This window comes from Streptomyces sp. NPDC014623 (genome assembly GCF_043088245.1).
Taxonomy (GTDB): Bacteria; Actinomycetota; Actinomycetes; order Streptomycetales; family Streptomycetaceae; genus Streptomyces.
The window spans coordinates 355,551-373,352 of sequence record NZ_JBIBZU010000003.1 but is presented as its reverse complement, the minus strand read 5'-3'; the positions used below and the strand labels follow the sequence as shown (position 1 = coordinate 373,352).

The following is a 17,802-nucleotide window of genomic DNA, read 5'->3' as shown; positions in this document are numbered from 1 at the left end:
CGGCCAGGGGGTGTCAGCGGCGCAGGGCCGTGAGGGCGGCGACCGGGTCCGCGTCCGGCGTGGCCCTGGGCCACCAGTCGTCCTCACCCGGGTCGGACTCGTAGCCGTACCAGCGGCCGTCGTGGCCGAAGCGGAGCTGGAGCGTGCCCGCGGCGTTGGTCAGATGGTTGCGCCAGGGCTGGAAACGCGGGAAGTCGGCCGCGGCCAGGGCGGGCCTGGCCCGGTCGAACGGGCCGGCGGGAGGGTCCCATGGGGTTTCCAGCACCTGGAGTCCTTCCGCGCCGCCCTGCCGCCAGGCTGCGACGGCCCGGGCCAGGTCCGTCGTGTTGCGTCCCGTGGCGAAGGCCAGTTCCCGGTAGAGCGCCCGGGTCGTGGCGGTGAGCCCGGCGGTGGGGCGGGACGCGGCGATCCGTACGGCGTCCTGCCAGGTACTGAGCCCGGCGAGCGGGTCGTCGCCCGTGGTGAGCAGCGCGTGGGCGCGGGCTGCGGCGTCCGTGGCGAGATGGTCGAGGCCGAGCGGGTCGCGGGCACCGGGCAGCTCCGGGTAGGCCGGCGGCTCGCCGGGGCACGGCGGCACGGGCAGGGGCGCGGGCAGCGGTGGCAGGAAACGGTCGGCCAGGGCGTCGAGGGCCGTGACCGAGGGCATGGCGGGAGTCCCGGGGCGCTCGCGCGCGGAGTGCTCGGCGTTGCGGCGTCCCAGCTCGTCGAGGAGTTCACGCTCGCCCCGGCCGCGCATCAGCAGCAGGACGAACGGGTCGCTGTCCAGGAGCCGTGCCGTCTGGAAGCAGAGCGCCGCCACGTGCTTGCAGGGCCATCCGCGGTCCGGGCAGGAACAGTCGGGGTCCAGATCACCGGCGGCGGGCAGCAGACGGATGCCGGCCTCACCCGCCGTGTCGACCAGGGAGTGCGGCATCTCCTTGCCGAGCAGCGCCGACAGGTGCCCGGGCCGGGCCGCGACGGCGTCCAGGAACGTGTCCCAGTCGGACACCGTCAGCGTGCGCAGGCGCAGCTCCGCGCGGTAGGGGCGGGGGCGGCTGCCGTGGACGTAGGCGATGACCCGGCCGGGGGTCACGGTGATCGCGGCGACGTGGCCGCCGTCGGCGTACGTACGGCCGCGGGCGAGGCGCCCCTCGTCCATCGACAGGGTTTCCAGGGCGTCCACCCAGGCCCGGCCCCACCAGCTGTCCGCGAAGGGGCCGCCGGTGCCGGAGGCGCGGGCGGGCACCGCTTCGAAGGTGCGCCGCAGGTCGTCGGGGCCCGGGCGGACCGCGGGGCTCCCACCGGGGCTCATGACGTCCTCCGGAGCGAGACGAGGTCGGCCAGGTCACGGTCGCTGAGCTCGGTCAGGGCGGTCTCGCCGGAACCGAGCACCGCGTCGGCGAGGGCCCGCTTGGACTCCAGCAGTTCGCTGATCCGGTCCTCCACGGTGCCCTCGGCGATCAGCCGGTGCACCTGCACGGGCTGGGTCTGGCCGATGCGGTACGCGCGATCGGTGGCCTGCTCCTCGACCGCGGGGTTCCACCACCGGTCATAGTGGATGACATGGGCCGCTCCGGTGAGGTTCAGTCCTGTGCCCGCTGCCTTGAGGGAGAGCAGGAAGACGGGGACCTCGCCGGACTGGAAGCTGTCGACCATCCGCTCCCGCTCGGGCACCGGTGTGCCGCCGTGCAACAGCTGGGAGGGGATCGCGCGGGAGGCCAGGTGGGCGGAGAGGAGCCGGGCCATCGAGACGTACTGGGTGAAGACCAGGACGGAGCCGTCCTCGGACAGGATGGTGTCGAGGAGTTCGTCGAGCAGGGCGAGCTTGCCGGAGCGTCCCGTCAGCCGGGTCGGCTCCTCCTTCAGGTACTGCGCGGGGTGATTGCAGATCTGCTTGAGCGATCCCAGCAGCTTCATGATCAGTCCACGCCGTGCGATGCCCTCGGACTGCTCGATGAACGCCATGGTCTCGCGGACGGCCGCCTCGTAGAGCGTGGCTTGTTCCCGGGTGAGGAAGACGGGGTGGTCGGTCTCCGTCTTGGGCGGCAGCTCGGGCGCGATGCCCGGGTCGGACTTCTTGCGGCGCAGCAGGAAGGGGCGGACCAGCCGGGAGAGCCGCTCGACCGCCTCCTCGTTGCCCAGTCCTGCGGCGGTACCGGTGTTCTCGACGATCCTGGCGTGCCGGGAACGGAACGCCTTGAGCGGGCCGAGCAGGCCCGGGGTGGTCCAGTCGAGCAGCGCCCACAGCTCGGAGAGGTTGTTCTCGACGGGGGTGCCGGTCAGGGCGACGCGCGCCGGGGCGGGGATGGTGCGCAGTGCCCTGGCCGTCGAGGAGTGCGGATTCTTCACGTGCTGCGCCTCGTCGGCGACGACCAGTCCCCAGACGTGCCCGGCGAGCTGCTCCGCGCTGGAGCGCATCGTGCCATAGGTCGTGAGGACGAAGCCGCCGCCGGGGCCGCCGAGGGCACGGTCGGTGCCGTGGAAGCGGCGCACGGGCACACCGGGTGCGAAACGGTTGATCTCACGATGCCAGTTGCCGAGGAGGGAAGCGGGACAGACGACCAGGGTGGGGGCGGTGTGGGCACGGTGCAGATGGAGCGCGATGACGGTGATCGTCTTGCCCAGGCCCATGTCGTCGGCGAGGCAGCCGCCCAGGCCGAGTGAGGTCATGCGGTCCAGCCAGGCCAGTCCGCGGAGCTGGTAGTCGCGGAGTGTGGCGTCGAGTCCGGGCGGCGCGGGGAGGGTCGCGTCCTCGTCCAGGATGCGCTCGCGGAGCGCGGCGAGGGCTCCGGCGGGGACGGCCTCGACCTGCTCGCCGTCGACCTCGGCGCTGCCGGTGAGGGCGACGGCGAGCGCGTCCACCGGGTCCAGGAGACCGAGCTCCCGTTTGCGTGCCTTGCGGACGAGCGCGGGATCCACGACGACCCACTGGTCGCGCAGCCGCACCACGGGCCGGTGTGCCTCGGCGAGGGTGTCCATCTCCGCTTCGGTGAGCCGGTCGTCGCCCAGCGAGAGCTGCCAGTCGAACGTGAAGAGCTGCTCGGCGTCGAAGAACGAGGTGCCGTCGGTGGCCGAGCCCGGTGCGGGCCGGACGACGGCCGCCGCGGTGAGTGAGCGGGCGAACTCACGGGGCCAGTGGAGCGCCGTCCCTGCCGCCGCGAGTCGTGTTCCGGCCTCGCCGATCAGTTCGTGGAGCTCGTCCTCGGTGACGGCGAGCACGTCGGGGACGGGCTGGTCGAGCAGTCGTTCCAGCGGCGGCCAGATGCGGGCGGCACGGCGCAGTGCGAGCACCGCGTCGATCCGGGCCCTGGGGCCGAAGGGCTCGCCGGCACCGCCGCTCCACAACGTGGCCGCGTCGGTGACGTACGTCGGGTCGGCCAGGCTGTGCACCTGGGTGATGGCCGCGGCGGCGTGACGCGTCGCGGCCGGGCGGCCGGGCACGTCCTCGCCCGCCGTTTCCCCGGTGGCACCGGAGCCTGCGGCTCCCCCGGGGCGGTCGGAGGAGTCGAAGAGGTCGTACGCGGAGAGGTCGAGCCGGAGCGAGACGCGCACCCCGGCGTCGAGCCCGGCGGCCACCTCGACGGCCCAGGCCCGGGCGTCCGGCAGATGCTGCGCCTCGCGGGCGGCGAACGGCGCCCCCATGGCGTGGGCCGCGGCGGGCGTCCGGGGCAGGGCGTCGGCGACGGCGTCGAGGAAGGCACCGAGCAGCGCGCGGGGTTCGGGGACGCGCAGGGGGGTGCCGTCGAGCGGGACGGCGTGTCCCTCGGGCGGCATGGAGGCGGCGACGGCCCTCAGATGGGCGATGTCCTCCGCGTCGCGCGGTCCGGCCCGCCAGGCGTCGTGGTCGCCGGCCGTCAGTCCGGGCAGGAGCCTGCCGCGCGCCACGAGGGTGAGGGCGTGCAGGGCGGCTGCTCCCCACGCGCGGGTGGCGGGGTGTGCCGTGGCCCGGTGCCGGGCGCGCGCGAGCAGGGGCACCGCGTCCGCGACGGGAAACGCCACGGCGGGCACGGCGCGGGTGCCGGCACCGTCTGCGCCGTGCCGGCCGACGACCGTGAGCTCGATGAGGGGGAGGTCCGGTCCGCCGGCGGGGAGCGCCGTGCCGGGGTCTGTGAGGCCGACGGCCCCGTCGGGGTCCCAGAAGGCGATCCGGCCGTTTCGGGGCAGGGTCGCCGGCAGGAAGACCGCGGCGCACCGCGACAGCCGGTCGGCGAAGACGTCCTGCGTCTGTTGCGCCATGTCCCCGCCCCCCTCCTGGCCGCGGTCCGCCCGCTCCTGTCTTCGCGAGTCTAGGCGGGGGGTGTGACAGCGCCCGCCCCGGCCGTGTTCTCACGGATGGAGCGGGCGGACGACCGTCTCAGTGCCGGGTGAAGGGCCTGCTGCCGGACCGGTCGGACGGTCGTTCCGGACCGAACTCCGAAAGCGCCTCCGGGCCGGGCTCCGGCGGTCCGTCCGGCTCCGGTCCCGGGTCTCCGAGAGGTGCGTCCGGGAGCGGCCGGTCCGTGAGGGTCCGCCCGGTGACGGGGTCACCGAAGGGCGGGCCCACGACGGACGAGGGCCCCGCCGACGCGCCCACGGCAGACCGGTCCGCCTCCGCCGGGCTCCCGCCGGACGGGGCCGCGGGCCGGTGGTCCGCCACCGGCTGCCCGGGTACGCCCTGCGGCTGCCCCGCGTCGGCGGACGGCTGCGGCGGCTGCCCCTGCTGCGCGCGTTCCAGGAAGCGGAGCAGCTCCACCGGGAAGGGCAGGACCAGCGTGGAGTTCTTCTCGGCCGCGACGGCGACCACCGTCTGCAGCAGGCGCAGCTGCAGCGCCGCCGGCTGGGACGACATCTGCTGCGCCGCCTGGGCGAGTTTCTTCGAAGCCTGCAGCTCGGCGTCGGCGTTGATGACCCTCGCGCGCCGCTCGCGGTCGGCCTCGGCCTGGCGCGCCATGGACCGCTTCATCGTCTCCGGCAGGGAGACGTCCTTGATCTCCACCCGGTCGATCTGTACGCCCCAGCCCACCGCCGGACTGTCGATCATCAGTTCCAGTCCTTGGTTCAGCTTCTCGCGGTCGGACAGCAGATCGTCCAGGTCGCTCTTACCGATGATCGACCGCAGGGAGGTCTGCGCCATCTGGGAGACCGCGAACCGGTAGTCCTCCACCTGGATCACCGCGCTCGCCGGGTCCACCACCTTGAAGTAGATGACGGCGTCCACCCGCACCGTCACGTTGTCACGTGTGATCCCGTCCTGGGCGGGGACGGGCATCGTCACGATCTGCATGTTCACCTTGCGGAGCCGGTCGACGCCCGGGACGATCATGGTGAAGCCCGGGGGCCGCACCGCGTCGTGGAGCCTGCCGAGCCGGAGCACCACGCCCCGCTCGTACTGCTTGACCACCCGGGCCGCGGCCATGGCGTACACCAGGCCGCCCGCGAGCACCGCCACCCATACGCTCAACAGTCCCTGGCCCATCACGGCCCCCTGTCTCCGGGAGTGCGCTTCCGCACCCGACACGCCCTATTAACACGATATGCCCCATTCGCAACCCCTGAACCTCTGTTCGGGTGCCGGCGGCCCCGGTCGGCTGCGCACCGGGTGCCGGCGCTCGGAGGACCGGGCAGGGTGGCCAGCGCCAGCACGTCTCCGTGACGTACCGATGAGCCGGACGAGCAGACGAGGACCAGCCCATGTCCGTCACCGCGACCCCCGCCCTCCTCCGCCGCCGTGCCGGCGTGGCCGCCGGTGCGGCCCTGCTCACCCTGGCGGTCACCGGCTGTTCCGGACTCGGGCGCACGGCGGTGGGGCCGGTCGTCTACACCACCGGCCGGGACAAGGCCGTCGCCGTGCACAGCCCCTCGGTGAGGGGCTGCCACAGGATGGCGCCCGCCGGTGCGCGGAGGGTCGAGAACCTGACCCTGGTGGACATCGTCCTGTACACCACCCGCGACTGCACCGGCCCCGCGACCACCTACGTGTCCACCAGGCTCAGCGATGTGAACGCCGGGAGCGCCCCGGCCTGGCGCAGCTACCGGTTCGTCCAGTGACCGGTGGGTGCGGGGACGTATGCCCGCACCCGCGGAGCAGCGGGAACAGTTCCCGGGCCTGCTGCCGCCGGTCCCGGGCGGTGCGGACGGCCAGGGCGGGCATGAGCGCGCCCGGCGGCTCCGCCGGGGTCCGCGACGGGACCGCCTGTGCCCCGCTCCCCGTAGGTACGGCGGATGCCCTTCCAGGGAACGGAACCCGACCGGTCCCCCAGCGCGTCCCCGGCCGCGCCGCGCGACAGTGACCCCCGCGCCCTGGACCGGCGGGTGCCGGCGGCGCCCCCATGACGGCCCCCGCCCCGTCGTCGCCACGGTCCGCTCCCCGTTCCCGCCGTCGGTTTCCGTACGCCGCACCGTGGGGTCATACTGGAGGAGAGGCGATGGTGATGCGAACCGGAAGTGAACCGTCCACCGCACGCAGCCCCCTGCGGATGCGACTCTGGCTGAGTCTGTGGGGGATGATCTGGGCCGCGCTGGGCCTGACGGCCTTCGTGGTGACCGGACGTCCCGGCTGGGCGGCGGCCTGCGGTGTGCTGCTGGTGGTCACGGCCACGGACCTCTGCCTCGTCGTCCGCCACCTGCGGCAGGGCCCGCACTACCAGCCGGGCCGGGACATCCCGCCGTACGAACCCGACCGGGGCGGGTACGGCCGCTGAGACCCGCAGCGCTGACGAAGGCGCGGCCCCCGCACCGTCAGGGGCGCTCGTCGAAGCGGGCGGCCTGCAGATACTCCGGTTTCGGGTCGAGCGCGGCGGCCAGCCGGAAGTGGCGGGTGGCCTGTTCGGGGCGGCCGGCCCTCTGGAAGGTGCGGGCCAGCGCGAAGTGCGCGAAGGCGTTGTCCGGCTCACGCTCCAGGACCAGCTCGAATTCGAGCTCGGCCGGCCGGAGCTGGGCGGCGGCGAAGAAGGCCCGGGCGCGCAGCAGCCGGGCCGCCGTGTTCTCGGGGTGGGCGGCGATCACCGAGTCGAGCAGCTTGACCGCACCTCGCGGGTCCCGCGCGGCGAGAAGCTGCTCCGCCGCACGGAAGTCGATGACATGCGTTTCCGGATTACTCTCGGGCACAGCCTTGTCCTTCCCCTCGCCTTCCGCTTCTCAACATCCGGCCAGGTGTGCGTATTCCGGCCGGGCGCGGGATCAGCCGGTGGCAGCCCGCGCGGTGAGCTCCGACCAGACCCTGCGGACCTGGGGTGCCAGGTTCTCCAGCGGACCGTCGTTGTCGATGACGAGGCCGGCCACGGCCAGCCGCTGCTCACGGGTGGCCTGCGCCGCCATCCGGGCGCGGGCGTCGGACTCCGTCATGCCGCGCAGCCGTACGAGCCGGTCGAGCTGGGTCTGCGGTGACGCGTCGACGACCACGACCAGGTCGTAGAGCGGGGCGAGGCCGTTCTCCGTGAGCAGCGGGACATCGTGGACGACGACCGCGCCGGCTCCGGCTGCCCGCTCCAGCTCGGCGGAACGAGCCCCGACCAGCGGGTGGACGATGGCGTTGAGCGTGGCCAGGCGTGCGGGGTCGGCGAAGACGATCGAACCGAGCGCCGGCCGGTTCAGGGAACCGTCGGCCCCGAGGATTTCGGGCCCGAAGGCCTCGACGACTGCTGTGAGCCCGGGAGTGCCGGGCTCGACGACCTCCCGGGCGATCCGGTCGGCGTCGATCAGTACGGCTCCGTGGTGTGCGAGCAGCCGTGACACTTCGCTCTTGCCGGCGCCGATCCCGCCGGTCAGGCCCACTTTCAGCATGCGCCGAGCCTAGCCTCCGGCCGGGGGCGCCCGGAGGACCCCTCAGGAATCGCCCTCACGTTCCGCGAGGAAGCGTTCGAACTCGAGGCCGATCTCGTCCGCCGACGGCAGGTCGACCGACTCCGCCACGAGATTGCCCCGGGTCTCGGACCCCGCGACCGCGTCGTACTGGTGCTCCAGCCCTTCGACGAGCGAGACGAGCTCCTCGTCGCCCTGTCCGACCTGCCGGTCGATCTCGGTCTGGGTGCGGTGCGCCTCCGTGCGCAGCGTGTGCGCGACGCTCGGCAGGACGAGCCCGGTCGCCGCGGTGACCGCCTCCAGAGTGGTGAGCGCGGCGTCCGGGTAGGCGGACCTGGCGACGTAGTGCGGCACATGGGCGGCGACGCCGAGGACGTCGTGCCCCGCCTCCATCAGCCGGTACTCCACGAGCGCCTCGGCGGACCCGGGGACCTGCGCCTCGTCGAAGGGGCTGCGGTGGCCGGGCATCAGATCGGTGCGGTTGCCGTGCGGGGTGAGGCCGACCGGGCGGGTGTGCGGGACGCCCATCGGGATGCCGTGGAAGCTGACCGCGAGCCGGACACCGAGCCGCTCCACGATCTGTTCCACAGCGGCGGCGAACTTCTCCCACTCGACGTCGGGCTCCGGTCCGGAGAGAAGCAGGAACGGCGCGCCCGTGGCGTCCTGGACGACCTTCACCTCCAGGGCGGGCGCCTCGAACCCCGTGTACCGGTCGCGCTTGAAGGTCAGCAGCGGGCGGCGTGCACGGTAGTCGACGAGCCGGTCGTGGTCGAAGCGGACCACCGTCTGGTGCGGCAGCGTCTCCAGCAGGCCGTCGACGATCTGCTCGCCCGTCTCACCCGCATCGATGTACCCGTCGAAGTGATAGAGCATGACCAGGCCGGCCGACTCCTGGGCGAGCGCCACGTCGACGACAGCCAGGCCCTTCGGCTCCCATTCGTACAAACTCTGCGGATCAGGCACGGTTACCGCTCCTCCTCGTGTTCCCCGACAAGAACACCCTGCTCGCCCACGGCATTCCCGCGCACGCCCCTTTCACACGCGGTCGGCCGAGGACACGGCCGTGCGGCGCCGTCCCCGCCTTCCGTGCCACGACGTACGCCCCGTACTGCCGGTGCCTCCAGGTGCCGGAGCGGCCGAGGGGGCGTCAGCGAAGTGCACATGCCGGGCAGAGCTGTTGAGCGGAGCACGGCTCGTCGGGCCGGGCGGCGGGAAGAGGCCGGGGAGCCGTCGCGTACGGGTCGGCCACCGGCGAGGGGAGAACAAGGCGGCCAGGAACTCCGCACCCGTACCCCGGTGTTCCCACCGACCGCCTCTGATGACCGGTGTGACCCAGACGTCGCACGGATCCCGGCAGTCATGCGTCACGGGCCGTCAGCCACCGTGCGTTCCGCACGCTCCCCGCGTTCGGCGGCGCCGTCCGGCCGGGACGGCGCCCTGCGGAGCTCCCCGGTCCACGGCACCGGCCATGCCTGCCGGGTCATGGGCGAAGGTGTGTGCCGGACCGCCGGGCGGCCTCACCGGCCGGAGCGGCAACACCCGGATCGCCGGAGGCACGGTCGCCCCGGGAGCCGGCGGGGAGAACCTGGACACCGAGGAAGACGCCACCGGAACAGCGGCCTCCGGTCACACCCCCGACGGCAGCGGACCGGCCGGCGTCACCGGCGGCAAGGGCATGACTGACATCGCCGTGAGGCCCTGAGACGGGCCTCATCCACGTCCGGACACGGGTGAGGCCCGTCCCCCGGAGGGGACGGGCCTCACCTACGGCTCCACAGCTACTGCAGCCGATGGGCGGCTGGGGTCAGAGCGTCAGCTCTGGCCGCCGGCCAGCTTCTCGCGCAGGGCGGCCAGGGCCTCGTCCGACGCCAGGGCGCCGGAGTTGTCCGCGGACTCCGAGGAGTACGAGCCGCCGCCACCCGTGCCGCCGGAGGCAGCCGGGGCAGCGCCGGCCGGGGCGGCAGCGCCCTCGGCAGCGGCAGCCTCGTCGGCCTCGCGGGACTTGATGACCTGGGCCTGGTGCTGCTCGAAACGCTGCTGCGCCTCGGCGTACTGGGTCTCCCAGACCTCGCGCTGCGCCTCGAAGCCCTCGAGCCAGTCGTTGGTCTCGGGGTCGAAGCCCTCGGGGTAGATGTAGTTGCCCTGGTCGTCGTACGACGCGGCCATGCCGTACAGCGTCGGGTCGAACTCGACCGAGGCCGGGTCGCCGCCGAAGGCCTCGTTGGCCTGCTTCAGCGAGAGGCTGATGCGACGGCGCTCGAGGTCGATGTCGATGACCTTGACGAAGATCTCGTCGTTGACCTGGACGACCTGCTCCGGGATCTCCACGTGGCGCTCGGCCAGCTCGGAGATGTGGACCAGACCCTCGATGCCCTCGTCGACGCGCACGAACGCACCGAACGGAACGAGCTTGGTGACCTTACCGGGAACGACCTGCCCGATCTGGTGCGTACGGGCGAACTGCTGCCACGGGTCTTCCTGCGTCGCCTTGAGCGACAGCGAGACGCGCTCGCGGTCCATGTCGACGTCGAGGACCTCGACGGTGACTTCCTGACCGACCTCGACGACCTCGGAGGGGTGGTCGATGTGCTTCCAGGAGAGCTCGGAGACGTGCACGAGACCGTCGACGCCGCCCAGGTCCACGAAGGCACCGAAGTTGACGATCGAGGAGACGACGCCGGAGCGGACCTGACCCTTCTGCAGGGTCGTGAGGAACGTCTGGCGGACCTCGGACTGGGTCTGCTCGAGCCAGGCACGGCGGGACAGGACCACGTTGTTGCGGTTCTTGTCCAGCTCGATGATCTTGGCCTCGAGCTCCTTGCCCACGTAGGGCTGGAGGTCGCGGACACGACGCATCTCGACGAGCGACGCCGGGAGGAAGCCACGGAGGCCGATGTCGAGGATGAGACCACCCTTGACGACCTCGATGACGGTACCGGTGACGATGCCGTCTTCTTCCTTGATCTTCTCGATGGTGCCCCAGGCACGCTCGTACTGAGCGCGCTTCTTCGAGAGGATCAGGCGGCCTTCCTTGTCCTCCTTCTGGAGAACCAGGGCCTCGATCTCGTCGCCGACCTTGACGACCTCGTTCGGGTCGACGTCGTGCTTGATCGAGAGCTCGCGGCTCGGGATGACGCCTTCGGTCTTGTAACCGATGTCGAGGAGGACCTCGTCCCGGTCAACCTTGACGATGACACCGTCAACGATGTCGCCGTCGTTGAAGTACTTGATCGTCTCGTCGATCGCCGCGAGGAACGCGTCCGCGTCGCCGATGTCGTTGACCGCAACCTGCGGAGTGGTGGCGGTGGTCTCGGTGCTGCTCGTCATGTGGGAAAGGGCTCCGGTACGGACAGTGAGTCGTAGGTACTGCTACGCCGAAAGCCCGTATCGCCTCTGCAGAAGCCGGACAGCCTGGAGAGCACCGATCCAATGATCCGGAAGGCGCCCCGACAACCGAGGGGACATGCAACAGACGCGAGCGCGGCCTGCTAGGTCTGAAGCGCGCAGGCTCGCAGCGCAACTTGTAGCATACGGGGGCAGCCGGACAGGGTCAATGCGCGAAGCCGCACACCCGGGGCGCACCACCCCATTCCCGGCACAACTCGCGTTCGCCGAGGCCACATCGGTCACGGCCGTGCGTCGCGCGCGTACGGGCGTACTCACCCGTACGGCCCGTGGAGGCACCCGCGTGAGGCGGGTGAAGGCAAACTACAACGACGGGCACGATGAGCCAAGAGATGCACGAGTCCGAACCTGAGGCGACCCGCCGGCAGGCCGGCCAGGCGGAGAGCAGCCGGGCGAGCCGCGGCTGGTGGGACCGGAACGCCGACGAGTACCAGAGCGACCACGGGGCCTTCCTCGGCGACGGCCGCTTCGTCTGGGGGCCGGAAGGGCTGGACGAGGCCGAGGCCTCTCTCCTGGGTCCGGCACGGGACCTGAAGGGCCGGGACGTCCTGGAGATCGGGGCCGGCGCCGCCCAGTGCTCGCGCTGGCTCGCCGCCCGGGGAGCCCGCCCGGTCGCCCTGGACCTCTCCCACCGCCAGCTCCAGCACGCCCTGCGCATCGGCGGCGGCGTCCCCCTCGTGGAGGCCGACGCCGGACGGCTCCCCTTCCGGGACGGCTCATTCGACCTGGCCTGCTCCGCCTACGGCGCGGTCCCCTTCGTCGCCGACCCCGTCCAGGTCTTCCGCGAGGTGCACCGCGTGCTGCGGCCCGGGGGGCGCTGGGTCTTCTCGGTGACGCACCCGGTCCGCTGGGCGTTCCCCGACGAGCCGGGGCCGGAGGGCCTCTCCGTCTCCGCCTCCTATTTCGACCGCGTGCCGTACGTGGAGCAGGACGAGCACGGCGACGCGGTGTACGTGGAGCATCACAGGACGCTGGGCGACCGGGTGCGGGACGTGGTGGCGGGCGGCTTCCGGCTGATCGACCTGGTCGAGCCCGAGTGGCCCGCCTGGAACGACCAGGAGTGGGGCGGCTGGTCCCCGCTGCGAGGCCACCTGATCCCCGGGACCGCGATCTTCGTCTGCGAACGGGACCGGCCGGCGGGCTGAGGCCGAGGCCCGGCGCGGCCTGCTGGGGCACCGCCGGTCCGACGGCGCACGGCGGCGTACGACACTGGGTGCGTGATCCGTGACGACGCCCTGGCCCAGTTGCCCGTACGCACCGCCGTGCCCGCCCTGGAGCGGGCGCTCGATGAGCGGGGGGCCGCGGTGCTCTGCGCACCGCCCGGGACCGGCAAGACGACGCTCGTCCCCCTGGTGCTCGCCGGACTGACCGGGGGTGGCCGGACCCGCCGCGTGCTCGTCGCCGAACCGCGCCGCATCGCCGCCCGGGCGGCGGCACGCCGGATGGCGTGGCTGCTCGGCGAGCCGGCCGGCGGCCGGGTCGGCTTCACGGTGCGCGGTGAGCGTGCGGTGGGGCCGGACACGGTGGTGGAGGTCGTGACCACCGGGGTCCTGCTCCAGCGGCTGCAGCGCGACCAGGAGCTGGCCGGCGTGGACGTGGTGATCATCGATGAGTGCCACGAGCGCCATCTGGACGCGGACACGGCTGCGGCGTTCCTGCTCGACGTGAGGGGGACGATCAGGCCGGACCTGCGCCTGGTCGCGGCCTCGGCCACGACGGACGCCGAGGGCTGGGCGCGGCTGCTCGGCGACGCGCCCGTGGTGGAGGCGCGCGGCGTGTCGCACCCGGTCGAGGTGGTGTGGGCGCCGCCCGCCGGGACCGTGAGGCCCCCGCACGGAATGAGGGTGGATCCGGCCCTGCTGGCGCACGTGGCCGCGGTGGTGCGCCGTGCGCTCGCCGAGCGGGACGGCGACGTCCTGTGCTTCCTGCCCGGTGTCGGCGAGATCGGCCGGGTCGCCGGACAGCTCGCCGGCGTGGACGCCGAGGTGCTCCAGGTGCACGGGCGCGCCCCGGCCGCCGTGCAGGACGCGGTGCTCGCCGGTCCGTCCGGTGGACGCCGGGTGGTTCTGGCGACCTCCGTCGCGGAGTCGTCCCTCACGGTGCCGGGGGTGCGGATCGTCGTGGACTCGGGGCTCGCCCGGGAACCGCGTACCGACCACGCGCGAGGGCTGGGCGCCCTGACGACCGTACGGGCCTCCCGCGCGGCGGGACGCCAGCGTGCCGGCCGCGCGGGCCGTGAGGCTCCGGGCACGGTGTACCGGTGCTGGGAGCAGGCCGAGGACGGACGGCTGTCCGCGTTCCCCTCCCCGGAGATCAAGGTGGCCGACCTCGCGGCGTTCGCGCTGCAGGCGGCGTGCTGGGGCGATCCGGACGCCACCGGGCTCGCGCTCCTGGATCCGCCGCCCGCAGGCGCCATGGGTGCGGCGCGGGAAGTGCTGACGGCGGTCGGCGCGGTGGACGCCACCGGACGCGCGACGAGCCGGGGCGTGCGGATGTCGCGGCTCGGTCTGCACCCCCGGCTGGCCCGGGCTCTCCTGGACGGCGCGCGCGAGGTGGGCGGGCGCCGGGCAGCGGAGGTGGTGGCGCTGCTGAGCGAGGAACCACCTCGGGAGTACGGCGACGACCTGGCGCACGCGCTGCGTACGGCGCGGCGCGGCGGTGACGGTTACGCGGTCCGCTGGCGGCAGGAGGTACGGCGGCTCTCGCAGTCCCTCGGCTCGTCGAAGGACACGGGCAGCGGCCCGGAGGACGCCGCCGCCGGGCTGGTGGCGGCGCTGGCGTTCCCGGAACGGGTGGCACGGGCCCGGGGCGAGGGGGCCTTCCTGATGGTGTCCGGCACGGGCGCGGAACTGCGGGACGGTTCACGGCTGCGCAGTGCACCGTGGCTCGCGGTCGCGGTCGCCGACCGGCCCGCCCATGCCGCTTCCGCCCGGGTGCGGCTGGCGGCCGTCGTCGACGAGGGCACTGCACGGCTGGCCGCCGGGCACCTGCGGTTCTCCGGCGAGGAGGTCCGCTGGGCGGACGGCGACGTGGTGGCACGTTCCGTGGACCGCCTCGGGGCCGTCGAACTGTCGGTACGGGCGCTGCGGCGGCCGGCCCCGGAGCTGGTGCGCGCGGCACTGCTGGAAGGGCTGCGCCACGAGGGCCCGGGGCTGCTGCGGTGGACCCGGGACGGTGCACAGCTGCGGCTGCGGCTCGCGTTCCTGCACCGGGTGCTGGGTGCGCCGTGGCCCGATGTGTCGGACGGTGCGCTGCTGGCCCGCGCCGACGAGTGGCTGGAGCCCGAGCTGTCGCGCGCCGGCCGGCGTGCGGATCTGGCGCGGATCGACGCCGGGCAGGCGGTGCGGCGGCTGCTGCCGTGGGCGACGGGCGACGCCGCCCGGCTCGACGAGCTCGCCCCGGAGCGGATCGAGGTGCCGAGCGGCTCCAGGGTCCGGGTGGAGTACGGCGGCGAGCAGCCCGTGCTCGCGGTGAAGCTCCAGGAACTCTTCGGGCTGAGTGAGACGCCCCGGGTGGCCGGGGTGCCCGTCCTGGTCCACCTGCTGTCGCCTGCGGGGCGCCCGGCGGCGGTGACGGCGGATCTGGCGTCGTTCTGGCGGGAGGGGTACCGGGACGTCCGGGCGGAACTGCGCGGCCGCTACCCGAAACACCCGTGGCCCGAGGACCCGAGGACGGTGGAGGCGACCCGCTACACCTCGGCGCGGCTGCGCCGGGACGGCCCTTAGCGGCTGCGTCTCCGGGGCGTCCGGACCGGGAGCGTCCGGGCGGGAGCCGGACCAGGGGCGTACGGACCGGGATCCGGACGCCCCTGGTTCCGTGGAGGTCAGGTCGCCGTGGGTGCCGCGATCTTCAGCTCGATGGTCAGCGTGGCTCCGCTCGCGGTGGTGAGCCGCAGTTCATAGGTGCCAGCCGTGGCGTCGGCGTAGATCTTCGGGAGCTCCAGGAGCCCGTCCGCGCCGGTCATCAGGTCCAGGGTGCGGACGGGTTCGCCGTTCGCGTCCTTGAAGTACGGGCCCTTGTCGTTCTCGGCGGGCGTATCCGCATCGGTGATCATCGTGGCGGTGACGGCGGTGTCCGCCACCCCCGTGCCCTTGTACGTGGTCCTGATCTCGATCCGGTCGGCGAACTCGGCGCCGGGGGCGGCGATCAGGTCCTTGTCACCGGTCCGGGCGATGGTGTCCGCCACCCGGGCCGTGACACGCGCGTCGTAGGTCAGGATGCGCGGCTTGGCGGTGCCGGCGACGGCCGTCACCTTGAAGGTGCCCGTTTCCTCGCCGGCCGTCAGAGCGGGAGCGGTGACGGTGCCGTCGGCCCCGGTGGCCAGTGTGACGGTGCTCTTCCCGCCGGCGAAGCGGGTGTCCGTCTCACCGACGAGGGCGAAGGTGACCGGGGTCTTGGCGAGCGGGGCGCCGAGCATGTTCCTCGCCCGGACCTTGACGCGCTCGGTGAACTCCTCGCCGGCCGTGGCGGTGAGGATGCCGGTGCCCGCGTTCTCGAGGCTGCCGAGGGTCTTCCCGGGCGCGGGTGTGGTCGGGGGTGTGGTCGGCGGAGGTGTCGGCTCGGTGGGCGGAGGCGTCGTGGCCGGAGGCGTCGTGGCCGGCGGAGGCGTCGTGGCCGGAGGCGTCGCCGGCGGAGGTGTCGTCGGCGGGGAGGTGGCCGGCGGGGTGGTCGCGGCGGGGGGCGTGGGCGACGGGGAGAGCGTGCCGGTGCCCGGGACCGACGGGAGGACGCCCGTGCCGTCCGGGACCTCGTGGGTGCCGCGCTTGTAGTAGTCGAACCAGGAACGCACCGTGCGCAGGTACTCCGTCGAGTGGTTGTAGCTCAGCACCGCCTGATCGAGGTCCGTGGCGAGCGACAGGTCCCGGGGGCCCGCGCAGAGGTAACGCCCGGCCGCCAGCGCCGCGTCGTAGATGTTGTTGGGATCCTTGCGCCCGTCACCGTTGCCGTCCTGGCCCCATCGGGCCCAGGTGGAGGGGATGAACTGCATCGGGCCGACCGCACGGTCGTGGGTCGAGTCACCGTCGTACGCTCCGCCGTCGGTGTCCTTGATGAGTGCGAAGCCCTGGCCGTTGAGCGCCGGGCCGAGGATCGGGGAGAAGGTGGTGCCGTTCGCATCGACCTTGCCGCCGCGGGCCTGACCGGATTCCACCTTGCCGATCGCGGCGAGGAGCTGCCACGGCAGACGGCACGCGGCGTCGGTGCCCGCGACGGCCTGCTCGGCCCTCTTGTACGCGGCCAGGACCGAGGCGGGGATGCCCGCTTCGGCACTGCCGGTCACGGGCAGGTTCACGGACGCACCGGGCTTGTCGGGCGTGGTGAGCGGCGGAAGGTCCGTGTGGTAGGGCGAGTTTCCGGTGGCCGCGGTTTCGCCGGGCGGAGTCGCACCGGCCGCCGCCTGGTCACCGGGCTGCGGTGCGCCGGGAGCCTGGGAGGCGGACAGGGCCGCCACGGCGGCCGCCGCCACCGCGGTGGTGGTGGCCCCCCTGCGCAGTCTGCGGCCGAATTGCGCTGCCATAGGTGTCGGTCCCTCCCCGTCGACGGCTGTCCGCGCTCCCCGCGCGAGAACTCAGGCGACCCTACGACAACTCCCTCCGCCCGAACACCGGTCCCCGGCTGCTTCTTACCGTTTTCTCAGCTTTCCGGGCGTCAATTCACCAGAATGTTCCGGGCGGGTGACACGGGCTCACGCATACTTGCCGCCATGCCCTTCACGCTCAGCCATGCCGCAGCCGTGCTCCCGGGAATCCGCAGGTCGGGCACGGGCCGAGGCTCGCTGTCCGCCTCCGCGCTCGTCGCCGGATCGTTCGCACCCGACATCACCTACTACGCGGACACTGCCGTCCCCGGGGCGATGGAGTTCGGCGAGGTGACACACGCCGTATGGGGAGTGTTCACCGTCGATGTCCTCATCACCGGGGCTCTGGTGGCACTCTGGCTGATGCTGCGCGAACCGCTCGTCGCGCTGCTGCCCGGGGCGGCGCAGGGGCGCGTGCACACCTTCGTACGGGGACGGCGCCGGGAGCCCGGTGGCCCTGCCCTCCGCGAGGCGGTGTGGTTCTTCCTGTCCGCGGTCATCGGTGCGGGGACCCACGTCGTGTGGGACGCCTTCACCCATCACGACCGGTGGGGCACGGAGCTGTTCCCCGTCCTCGACCGGAGCGTCGGCGGCCACCCGGTGTTCCAGCTCGTCCAGTACGGCAGTTCCGCCGTGGCCCTGGTGCTCCTGGCGTGGTTCGTGCACACGGGTCTCCGGCGCACCGGGCGGGTTCCCGCACCGGCGTCCGTGCCGGTGCTGAGCCGGGCCGGACGCAGAGGGGCCGGCGCACTCCTCACGCTGTGCGTCCTGCTGGGCGTCGGCCACCGGTGTGCCCGCTGGTACGCCTACTTCGGGCGCGTCGACACACCTCTCGACATCATCCCCACCGCCTGTTTCGGCGCCGGGGCGGGCCTGGCGGCCGGCCTGGTGCTGTACGGGGCGTGGATGCGGCTGCTGCGGAAGCCCCCGGGGCCGCGCCCGCCGGACGGACCCCGCACGGACACCGCGGGGACCCGCACGGCCGGCTGAGCCGCCGGGTCTTCCCGGCATCCAGGCCCGGAGGAAACCTCCGGGCCTCCACTTCGCGGGGCCCGCGACGTACG

General features: G+C 73.3%; 14 protein-coding genes. 6 read left to right on the top strand and 8 right to left on the bottom strand.

The window, feature by feature from the left end:
* Positions 1–13 precede the first annotated feature (13 nt).
* The 3 genes from ACF1FZ_RS08015 to ACF1FZ_RS08005 all read right to left on the bottom strand — a co-directional run bounded on the left by ACF1FZ_RS08015 (position 14) and on the right by ACF1FZ_RS08005 (position 5,434).
* Positions 14–1,291, bottom strand: a complete 1,278-nt coding sequence (locus ACF1FZ_RS08015) for an SWIM zinc finger family protein (RefSeq protein ID WP_391772511.1) — start codon at positions 1,289–1,291, stop codon at positions 14–16.
* Complete coding sequence (locus tag ACF1FZ_RS08010) at positions 1,288–4,215, bottom strand: SNF2-related protein (protein WP_391772510.1); 2,928 nt, start codon at positions 4,213–4,215, stop codon at positions 1,288–1,290. The genes ACF1FZ_RS08015 and ACF1FZ_RS08010 overlap by 4 nt, the downstream gene beginning before the upstream one ends.
* 118 nt (positions 4,216–4,333) lie before the next feature.
* Positions 4,334–5,434 carry a slipin family protein gene (locus ACF1FZ_RS08005; RefSeq protein ID WP_391772509.1) on the bottom strand — a complete coding sequence of 367 codons (1,101 nt, stop codon included), beginning with the start codon at positions 5,432–5,434 and terminating at the stop codon, positions 4,334–4,336.
* A gap of 215 nt (positions 5,435–5,649) precedes the next feature.
* Between ACF1FZ_RS08005 and ACF1FZ_RS08000 the strand changes: the two genes are divergently transcribed.
* Positions 5,650–6,006, top strand: a complete 357-nt coding sequence (locus ACF1FZ_RS08000) for a hypothetical protein (RefSeq protein ID WP_391772508.1) — start codon at positions 5,650–5,652, stop codon at positions 6,004–6,006.
* Positions 6,007–6,389: 383 nt separating this feature from the next.
* Positions 6,390–6,659, top strand: coding sequence for a DUF6343 family protein (locus tag ACF1FZ_RS07995; RefSeq protein ID WP_391772615.1), 270 nt, complete (start codon positions 6,390–6,392; stop codon positions 6,657–6,659).
* Positions 6,660–6,696: 37 nt separating this feature from the next.
* On the opposite strand, the gene ACF1FZ_RS07990 is transcribed toward ACF1FZ_RS07995, so the two are convergent.
* The 3 genes from ACF1FZ_RS07990 to ACF1FZ_RS07980 all read right to left on the bottom strand — a co-directional run bounded on the left by ACF1FZ_RS07990 (position 6,697) and on the right by ACF1FZ_RS07980 (position 8,721).
* Positions 6,697–7,065 carry a tetratricopeptide repeat protein gene (locus ACF1FZ_RS07990; RefSeq protein ID WP_391772507.1) on the bottom strand — a complete coding sequence of 123 codons (369 nt, stop codon included), beginning with the start codon at positions 7,063–7,065 and terminating at the stop codon, positions 6,697–6,699.
* Between the two features lie 72 nt (positions 7,066–7,137).
* A complete protein-coding gene (gene coaE, locus ACF1FZ_RS07985) occupies positions 7,138–7,740 on the bottom strand; it encodes a dephospho-CoA kinase (protein WP_391772506.1) in 603 nt (200 codons plus the stop codon).
* Between the two features lie 42 nt (positions 7,741–7,782).
* Positions 7,783–8,721 carry a PAC2 family protein gene (locus tag ACF1FZ_RS07980; protein WP_391772505.1) on the bottom strand — a complete coding sequence of 313 codons (939 nt, stop codon included), beginning with the start codon at positions 8,719–8,721 and terminating at the stop codon, positions 7,783–7,785.
* 505 nt (positions 8,722–9,226) lie between these two features.
* Between ACF1FZ_RS07980 and ACF1FZ_RS07975 the strand changes: the two genes are divergently transcribed.
* Positions 9,227–9,460, top strand: coding sequence for a hypothetical protein (locus ACF1FZ_RS07975; protein WP_391772504.1), 234 nt, complete (start codon positions 9,227–9,229; stop codon positions 9,458–9,460).
* A gap of 110 nt (positions 9,461–9,570) precedes the next feature.
* Here ACF1FZ_RS07975 and rpsA read toward each other — a convergent pair whose 3' ends face one another.
* On the bottom strand, positions 9,571–11,085 hold the full coding sequence (gene rpsA / locus ACF1FZ_RS07970) for a 30S ribosomal protein S1 (protein ID WP_325749905.1): 1,515 nt from the start codon (positions 11,083–11,085) through the stop codon (positions 9,571–9,573).
* 398 nt (positions 11,086–11,483) lie between these two features.
* Between rpsA and ACF1FZ_RS07965 the strand changes: the two genes are divergently transcribed.
* Complete coding sequence (locus tag ACF1FZ_RS07965) at positions 11,484–12,308, top strand: class I SAM-dependent methyltransferase (RefSeq protein WP_391772503.1); 825 nt, start codon at positions 11,484–11,486, stop codon at positions 12,306–12,308.
* 72 nt (positions 12,309–12,380) lie between these two features.
* Entirely contained in the window at positions 12,381–14,888 is a 2,508-nt protein-coding gene (gene hrpB, locus ACF1FZ_RS07960) for an ATP-dependent helicase HrpB (RefSeq protein ID WP_391772502.1), read from the top strand.
* Between the two features lie 98 nt (positions 14,889–14,986).
* On the opposite strand, the gene ACF1FZ_RS07955 is transcribed toward hrpB, so the two are convergent.
* Positions 14,987–16,678, bottom strand: a complete 1,692-nt coding sequence (locus ACF1FZ_RS07955; protein WP_391772501.1) for a lytic transglycosylase domain-containing protein — start codon at positions 16,676–16,678, stop codon at positions 14,987–14,989.
* A gap of 186 nt (positions 16,679–16,864) precedes the next feature.
* Between ACF1FZ_RS07955 and ACF1FZ_RS07950 the strand changes: the two genes are divergently transcribed.
* Positions 16,865–17,728, top strand: a complete 864-nt coding sequence (locus ACF1FZ_RS07950; RefSeq protein WP_391772500.1) for a DUF4184 family protein — start codon at positions 16,865–16,867, stop codon at positions 17,726–17,728.
* The last annotated feature ends 74 nt before the right edge of the window (positions 17,729–17,802 follow it).